At 70.4% G+C, this 8,045-nt stretch carries 7 protein-coding genes; 2 read left to right on the plus strand and 5 right to left on the minus strand.

Translation table 11 applies throughout. The annotated features are described in order from the left end of the window. Positions 1-112: 112 nt before the first annotated feature. From ACZ60M_RS25240 to ACZ60M_RS25250, 3 genes are all read right to left on the minus strand, one after another. Positions 113-1,828: an ABC transporter substrate-binding protein gene (locus tag ACZ60M_RS25240; RefSeq protein WP_465421981.1), complete on the minus strand. Its 1,716-nt coding sequence runs from the start codon at positions 1,826-1,828 to the stop codon at positions 113-115. A gap of 516 nt (positions 1,829-2,344) precedes the next feature. Next, positions 2,345-3,181: an ABC transporter permease gene (locus ACZ60M_RS25245; protein WP_465421983.1), complete on the minus strand. Its 837-nt coding sequence runs from the start codon at positions 3,179-3,181 to the stop codon at positions 2,345-2,347. Further along, on the minus strand, positions 3,178-4,122 hold the full coding sequence (locus ACZ60M_RS25250; RefSeq protein WP_465421985.1) for an ATP-binding cassette domain-containing protein: 945 nt from the start codon (positions 4,120-4,122) through the stop codon (positions 3,178-3,180). The genes ACZ60M_RS25245 and ACZ60M_RS25250 overlap by 4 nt, the downstream gene beginning before the upstream one ends. A gap of 86 nt (positions 4,123-4,208) precedes the next feature. Here ACZ60M_RS25250 and ACZ60M_RS25255 point away from each other — a divergent pair, with 86 nt between their 5' ends. Beyond that, a complete protein-coding gene (locus tag ACZ60M_RS25255) occupies positions 4,209-4,973 on the plus strand; it encodes a TetR/AcrR family transcriptional regulator (RefSeq protein WP_465421987.1) in 765 nt (254 codons plus the stop codon). On the opposite strand, the gene ACZ60M_RS25260 is transcribed toward ACZ60M_RS25255, so the two are convergent. Both ACZ60M_RS25260 and ACZ60M_RS25265 read right to left on the minus strand, forming a co-directional pair. Beyond that, a complete protein-coding gene (locus ACZ60M_RS25260; protein ID WP_465421989.1) occupies positions 4,970-5,635 on the minus strand; it encodes a response regulator in 666 nt (221 codons plus the stop codon). The two genes, ACZ60M_RS25255 and ACZ60M_RS25260, sit on opposite strands and share 4 nt — an antisense overlap. A 52-nt stretch (positions 5,636-5,687) precedes the next feature. Beyond that, positions 5,688-6,539 carry a CPBP family glutamic-type intramembrane protease gene (locus ACZ60M_RS25265; protein WP_465421991.1) on the minus strand — a complete coding sequence of 284 codons (852 nt, stop codon included), beginning with the start codon at positions 6,537-6,539 and terminating at the stop codon, positions 5,688-5,690. 136 nt (positions 6,540-6,675) lie between these two features. On the opposite strand from ACZ60M_RS25265, the gene ACZ60M_RS25270 reads away from it, so the two are divergent. Continuing rightward, positions 6,676-7,896, plus strand: a complete 1,221-nt coding sequence (locus tag ACZ60M_RS25270) for a sensor histidine kinase (protein WP_465421993.1) — start codon at positions 6,676-6,678, stop codon at positions 7,894-7,896. The last annotated feature ends 149 nt before the right edge of the window (positions 7,897-8,045 follow it).

Genomic DNA, 8,045 nt, shown 5'->3' on the forward strand with positions numbered 1-8,045 from the left:
CCCCCCCCCCCCCCCCCCCCCCCCCCCCCCCCCCCCCCCCCCCCCCCCCCCCCCCCCCCCCCCCCCCCCCCCCCCCCCCCCCCCCCCCCGGCCCGTGCTGCTCCTCGGATCGCTATTCGGCCCTTCGGATCTCGGTCAGCATTCGTACTCCTCCGAGGCCCCACATCTCGTTCCAGAAGCTCGGGTAGACGCCGGGCTCGGCGTCGTCGTTCCCTGTGGGCCAGCCCGTCCAGACCGCATTGCACGCCTGGGACCAGGCGCCGTTGTACCAGATCGGGATGGCGGGGAGGTCGCGCATCGCGATGCGCTGGAGCTCGGCGATGACCTCCGGGTAGTGGGGGTCGTCGGTAGCCAGGGTCGCGAGTTCCTGCGTGAGGTCCCAGGCGGTCTCGTCCTCCCAGCGCGAGAAGTTCGCGAGGCGCTGGGTGTCGCGTACGGGCAGCTCAAACAGGTACTGGAAGTGGCTCCAGGGCGAGTTCGTGAGCCAGCTGTTGTTGTTGATGAGCAGGTCGAAGTCGCCGGAGCCGCGCACGGTGTCGACCTCGGCGGCGTCGATGAAGGACGCGGTCGTGTTGATGCCGACGTCGGTGAGGTCGCGGGCGATCGCGATGGCGGCGGCCTCCCAGTCGGTCCATCCGGCGGGGACGACGAGCTGCAGTTCGATCTTCTCGCCGTCGCGGGTCTCGACGAAGCCGTCGCCGTCCTCGTCCTTGTACCCGGCGGAGGCGAGGATCTCGACGGCGCTGGAGGGTTCGAAGACGAAGCCGTGCTCGCTGACGGCCGCCGCGTCGTAGTAGCGCTCCCAGATCGGGAGGAGGCCGGTGGGGTGGGCCTCGCTCACCATGCCGCCGTAGACGGAGTCGACGATCTCGCCGGGGCTGATCGCGTACGCCATGGCCTGGCGGAACGCCGGGTCGTCGAGGGGCTGGCGGGTGGTGTTGGGGATGAGCATGGCGGTGTTGACCGGGGCCATGAACGGCGGCTTGTCGAAGTAGGTGGTCAGTTCCGGGTCGCCCGTGAGGAAGTCGTCGATGCCGGACATGAAGTTGTTGGCGAGGTCGAGGCGGCCTTCGATGAGCATGTTGAGGATGTCGGCGTTCGCGAGCGTCACGAGGTCCACGATGTACTGCGGCTGCACCTCGAGGTCCAGTGCCTTTGTGGCCCACCAGCCCTTGCGCTTGACCCAGACGATCCGGGTGTCGTCGAAGCTGTGCACGCTGTAGGGGCCGGTGACCACGGGGTTCGGGTCGAGCGGGCCGGTCAGCAGCTCCTCGGGGGTGTAGGCCTCGAACACGTGCTTGGGGACGATCTCGTTGGTGTACAGGAAGTTGTCCCACTCCTGTTGGCGCGCTTCGCCGAACGTGAATTTGACGGTGTGCTCGTCGACGATCTCGACGGTGTCGAGCCAGTCCCAGACGCCGCCGTACGGGACGCCTTCGGTCTTGCCGAGCTCGAAGGTGAACGCGACGTCGTCGGCGGTGAACGGCTTGCCGTCGCTCCATTCGACCCCGGCGCGCAGGCGCAGCTCGAACACGTTCGCGCCCGTCCACTCGCCGGACTCGGCGAGCCAGGGGGTGAGCCGCTGCTCGACGGTGTCGAACACGAACAGGTACTCGTAGCCGAGGCCGTTGAGGCCGGTCACGCCTCCGGCGGAGATCGGGTTGAAGTCGCCGGGCGGCCCCCAGGCGGTGCCGGTCGAGTACAGGGTCTTGCGGCGGGGGAACTCGTCGCTCCCGCCGTCCTCCGGGCTCTCGTCCTCGGTGCAGGCGGCGGCGGTGGCCAGGGCTGCGGTCGCGAAGAGCGCGGGTAGATGTCGCCTCTTGGTCATTTCAGGGCTGCTTTCGATACGAGGGATGACACGCCTCGTCGAATAGCCGGAGCGGGGATCGAGCACCGGGAGGGACGGCGCTCGCGTCCGGCAACGACGCCAAGGAGGCGCGGTCATTTCTAGGCCGGTCCGCGTGAAGTCGGGTTCCGACCACAGACCGTGAGGAGCCTTCCCAGCGAGAACGCTCCGGGTGCCGGTGCGCGAGGACGCGAGTGCGTACGGGGTCGCCGCGCTGCAGTGCGCGGCCTCGCATCGTTTCAAGCTATCGCAGGTCGCCGGTGGCCGCAGAACACCGAAATCCGGAATGACCGGCTATGGCGCCCTTGCAAAAGGCAGATAACGTGCACAGCGGTGGAATCGCTCCCGCGCTTGCGTGAACTTCTTTACCGAATTGAGACAGGCGAGTGTCTCGATGGGCTAGCGGTTCGCACCGATTGCCCCCGGGCGCCCCGAATGCGGGCGGGCCCGCGCCGGTCGGCGCGGGCCCTGTTCCTGTTTCCTTCAGGCGCTTGGCCGCTAGCGGCCGAGGTTCTTGAACTTCTGGACGCCGAGCGGCAGGAAGATCGCCGTGATGATCACCGGCCAGATGATCGCGGCGGCGATCGCGTGCTGCTCGGGCCAGGAGGAGCCGACCGCGCTCGGGTTGCCGAAGAGCTCGCGGATGGCGGTCGCGGTGGCGGACACCGGGTTCCACGCGGCGATCGCGCCGAGCCAGCCGGGCATGAGCTCGGGCGGGGTGAACACCGAGGAGACCATGCCGAACGGGAACGCGACGGCGAAGAGGTTCCCGGCCTGCTCGACGTTCTTGACCAGGAGGCCCATGAACACGCCGACCCAGATGAGCGCGAACCGCAGCCACAGCAGGAGTGCGAAGGCGCCCAGGGTCTCTGTGAACGTGCCGTCGGAGCGCCAGCCGATCGCGAGGGCGATGAGGACGAGCACGACGAGGTCGACCGCAGCGTGGATGGTGTCGGTGATGTTGCGGCCCACCACGACCGCCGAGGAGGCCATGGGCATGGACCGGACGCGGTCGATGAAGCCCTTCTGCTTCGCCTCGGCGATCGCCCACGCGGTGTTGGTGAAGCCGAACGCGATCGTCATGGCGAACATGCCGGGCATCGCGTAGGCGACGTAGTCGACCCCGGCGCCCTGGCCGGTGACGTCCATGGCCGAACCGAAGACGTACACAAACAAGAGCACCATGACGATCGGGAAGCCCAGGCCCCACGCGAAGTTCGCGGGCTGGCGCACCAGGTGCGTGAACTCCTGGCCGACGATGGCCCGGTAGTCATGGAGCGTCCACTTCAGACGCGAAGCGAAGGTCTCTTCGGGCAGCGGGGCGAGCGTGGTCACTGGTCCTCCTTCTTGATGAGTTCGAGGAAGGCCTCGTCGAGGGTGGGGCGGCGCAGGCCGATGTCGGCCACGGTGAGGCGCTTGTCCTGCACGGCCGTGGCGGCGGCCGTGAGGGCCGGGACCGAGTCCTTGACGGGCGCCGAGACGCTGGGTCCGGCCTCGTCGACCATGGTCTCGCCGTCGGCCACGGACTCGATGATCTGCTGCAGCACAGGCAGGTCGGACGGGTCGGCGGCCACGATCTCCAGCCGGTCGGCGCCCATGCGGCGCTTGAGCCCGGCCGGGGTGTCGTCGACGAGGTTGCGGCCGTGGTCGATCACGGCGATGCGGTCGCAGAGGCGGTCGGCCTCATCGAGGTAGTGGGTGGTGAGCACGACGGTGGTGCCGTCGGCGGCGAGGCCCTCGACGGCGTCCCAGACCTCGCGGCGCCCGGCCGGGTCCAGGCCCGTGGTCGGCTCGTCCAGGAAGAGCACCTGCGGGGCGAGGATCATGCTGGCCGCGAGGTCGAGGCGGCGCTTCATGCCGCCCGAGAAGCCCTTGGCCTGGCGGTTCGCCGCGTCCTGCAGCCCGAACTGGGCGAGCAGCGTATCGGCGCGCTCCCCGGCGCGGGTCTTGTCCAGCCGGAAGAGCTTCCCGAACAGGACGAGGTTCTGGCGGGCGGTGAGGAGCTCGTCGACGGCGGTCTGCTGGCCGGTGAGGCCGATGCGGCGGCGCACCTGGCGCGCGTCGCGGGCCACGTCGAAGCCCGCGACGCGGGCGGTGCCGGTGTCGAAGCGCAGCAGGGTGGTGAGGATGCGCACGCAGGTGGTCTTGCCTGCGCCGTTGGGGCCGAGGAGCCCGAGGACCGTGCCGGCCTCGGCGGTGAGGTCGAAGCCGTCGAGCGCGGCCGTGTCCTTGAATCGTTTGCCGAGGTTGCTGGCCTCGACGGTGGTGGTTCCCATGGACTGTCGCCCTTCAATCGGGTACGTTGTACCCAGTAATAGCATACGACGTACCCGGTTAGCAAGCGCGATACGATGAGGCCTCTATGGCGACACCACAGACGGGGGCGGGCGACCCCAAACGAAGCCTCGAGCTGCTCTGGCGCGAGTACGGACCGCAGGTCAGCCGGCCCGGGCCGAAACCGAAGCTCACCGTCGACCGGATCGTTGAGGCCGCGATCAGCGTCGCCGACCGCGAAGGCAGCTGCTTCGGCATGCGCAGCGTCTCCGCCGAACTCGGCGTCGGCGCCATGACGATCTACCGGTACGTCCCCGGCAAGCGCGAACTCATCGACCTCATGGTCGACCGCCTCTCCTGGATCGGCCCCGACGCCCCCGACCTCGGCGGCCTCGACTGGCGCGAATCCCTGGAGCAGATCGCCGAGCACACCTGGCTCGCCTACGACTCGCACCCGTGGCTGCTGGAGATCAACCAGAAGCGGCCCGTGCTCGGCCCGGACTCACTGGCGGGCTACGACTTCGTACTCGGCGCCTTCGAGCACCACGACCTGCCCGAACGCGAGATCAACCTGGCGGTCACCGGGTTGATGAACACCATCACCGGCACCGCGCGGCAGTACCTCATGCGCGACAGCGCGGACGAGGCCCCCGAGACCGCCGAGCTCGAATGGTGGAACGCGCAGGGGCCCTACCTCGAACGCGCCGTCGTCTCCGGCCGCTACCCGCACCTCGCCCGGTTCACCTCGCCCGACGCTTGGGACATCACCCCCCACGACGCCATGCGCTACGCGGTCGACCGCTTCCTCGACGGCCTCGCCCCGCGCATGGAGGCCAGCCGCCGCAAGGACTAGCGGCGCTCGCCGGGGCGCACGAAACCCGACTCGTACGCCATGATGACCGCCTCGGTGCGGTTGCGCGCCCCGAGTTTGGTGAGCACGCTGCCCACGTGGGTCTTCACCGTCTCCAGGCCCAGGAACAGGCGCTCCGCGATCTGCTGGTTCGCCAGGCCCTCGGCGACCAGCCGCAGTACTTCGGCCTCGCGCTTGGTGAGCGCGACCGGTCCGTGTACGTTCCCGGGCGGCGGGGCGTGCGAGGCCGCGAGCGAGCGGACCGCCTCGGGGAACAGCAGCGCGTCGCCTTGCGCCACAACGCGGACCGCGAGGGCGATCTGCGCGATATCGGCGCGTTTGAGCACGAACCCGCTTGCGCCGCTTCGGAGCGCGTCGTACACGTACTCGTCGTTCTCGAACGTGGTGATGACGAGGACCGGCGGCGGGTCGTCCAGTTCCGCGCGCAGGAGCCTTGTCGCAGCGATCCCGTCGAGGTCGGGCATGCGCACGTCCATGAGCACGACATCGGGCCGGTACTGCTTGACGAGCGGGAGCACCTGGGCGCCGCCGGCGGCCTCGGCGACCGGTTCGATGCCGGGCTGGGCGGCGAGGAGGGTGCGGAGTCCGGTGCGCACCAACGGGTCGTCGTCGGCGATGAGGATGGTGATGGGCGGGGTGGTCACCGGTCGATGATGCCACCCCGCCCGGGTTCCGGCCTCCCTCGCGGGAGTGAGGTCAGCGCACGGCGACCGGGACGCGTTCGGCGGCCGGGGTGTCGATACGGTCGGCCGCGAGGCGCCCGCTCAGGACGATCCAGAGCGCGACGGCGGCGCACGGGACGATGCCGATCAGCGTCCCGGCGATCTGGTGGTCGTCACCGAGCGCGGTGCCGATGATCAGTGCGAACACCATGTTGTTGCCCGCGTGGGCGAGGCTGGCGGTCCACACCGAGCCGCTGCTCAGGCGCAGCCAGGTGAGGATGACCTCCTGGAGCATGAACGAGACCGTCCAGACGGCGAGGCCGAGCACGACGTTGTCGAACTCGATGTAGCCCATGAACGCGAGCGGGTAGTGCCAGACCGCCCAGATGAGCCCCGTGAGCAATGTGGACAACAGCGGGCGTTCGGGGAAGAGCCGCAGGCGAAGATAGCTCGTCCACCCGAACTCCTCGCCCCAGTAGATCGGCGTCAGCACGACCACCACGGCCAGCATCACCGCGATCGAGACCCACGCCGGCGCGCCCGGCAGGAGCGCGAGCGCCCCGAAGTCGAAGTCCCACAGGCCGACCGCCACCGCAACCGCGAGCGAGGCGCCCGCGAACGCGAGCGGGCCGAGCCACGCGGCCAGGTAGAGGCGCCACTGCTCGCGCAGGCGCAGCTTCAGACCCGCGTCGGCGAAGCCCTCGCGGCTGACCCACTTGCGCACCACGAACGCGGCGATCGCGGGCGTGAACGCGATGCCCGCCAACTGGACGAGCGGATTGACCAGCGACAGACCGAACAGCAGCGGCGCGCCGAACATGCCGGCCCACGCCATGCCGAACGATATGGCGATGAAGACGATGAGTCCCTTGGTTCTCGTTGCCACAGTTGGTCCCTTCTCGAAACGATGTCGGGGCCAACGTTCGCCGCCCGGCGGTCTCGGTGCCTCCCGAGCGGTGGGGAATCCCGACTCCCTCTCGGGAGGGAGTCGCCTGTCGGGTGCGGGTGCCAGACTCGACCGCATGCGACAGCTCCTGCGCCCCTTGCGGCACGCCCACCTCGGGTGGACGCACGCGTTCCTGGCCGTGGCGGCCGCGTCCCTGATCGGCCTGCCGGTGGCGGCCCTGCTCGCGCTCGCATGGCCCGGCCCGGTTCCCGGGCCGGTGCTCGCATCGGCCGGGTGCGCGTTGATCGGTGCGGCCGGACTGCCCGGGTTCTCGCGGCGGTGGGCGGTACGTGCTTCGAACCGGCTGCTGGGCGCGGGACTGCCCGAACCCGTTGCGGCGCGGCGCTTCTCGACGGCGGCGTGGTTCCTGGTCTCGGTCGTCGCGGGCGCGGCGCTCATGCTCGTCTCGGCGGTGGCGCTGGTCGGGCTGGTGCTCCCGGCGGTCTGGCTCGACGGCGGCGAGACCGTCACGATCCTCGTCCCGGTCGAGGTCCGGCCCGGGGCGGCCGGGGCGTGGACGTGGGCGGCGGCGGTCGGACTGGTCGCTGCCGCACTGTGCTGCGGCGCAGCGTATGCGGCGCTCATGCGGCGGCTCGCGGTGCGGCTGCTCGGGCCTGGGCTCGCCGAACGCCTCGCGGCGGCCGAGGAGGAGGCCCGCCGGGTCGCTTCGCGCAACCGGCTGGCGCGGGAGCTGCACGACGCCATCGGGCACACGCTGACGACCTCGACGATCCAGGCGGCGGTCGCGCGGCAGGTCCTCGAATCCGACCCGGAGTCGGCGCGGCTGGCGCTGGCGGCGATCGAGGAGTCGTCGCGTTCAGCGCTGGACGACCTCGACCGGGCACTGGGAGCGTTGCGGGAGGAACCGGCGGCCTTGACGGCGGCGCCGACGCTCGCGGACCTGGAGCGGCTGGGCGAGCGGGTGAGGAAGGCGGGCACCGGGTTCGACCTCGAAGTCGACGGCGAGGTCGATGCGGTCCCGACGGCGGTGTCGCGGGAGGCGTACCGGATCGTTCAAGAGGGAGTGACGAACGCGCTCAAGCACGGTGGGGGCGCGGCGGTAGAGGTGCGGGTGGCAGTCGCGGATGAACGGCTGGAGCTGAGTGTGGTGAACCCGGTCAGTGCGGGGTCCGGCGGTCCGGGAGGCGGTCGCGGCCTCGCCGGAATCGCGGAACGTGCGCGACTGCTAGGCGGCGAGATGTCCGCTGGCCCCGACGGCTCGGGACGGTGGGCGGTGCGGGCTGCGATGCCGCTGCGCCCGGTCGGCGATACCGCCCGGAGACATGAACGGCGTTAAGGTTCGCGGGCCGGGGGGGGGGGGGGGGGGGGGGGGGGGGGGGGAAGAGGGAGAAGAGGGGGGGGGGGGGGGAGAGACGGCCGGTTCCCCGGGTCCCTTCAATTTTTTTTCGGTCGTTACTGCCTTCTCCTTGGTCGCCGCCAAATCAG

The organism is Glycomyces sp. NPDC050141, from assembly GCF_055586545.1.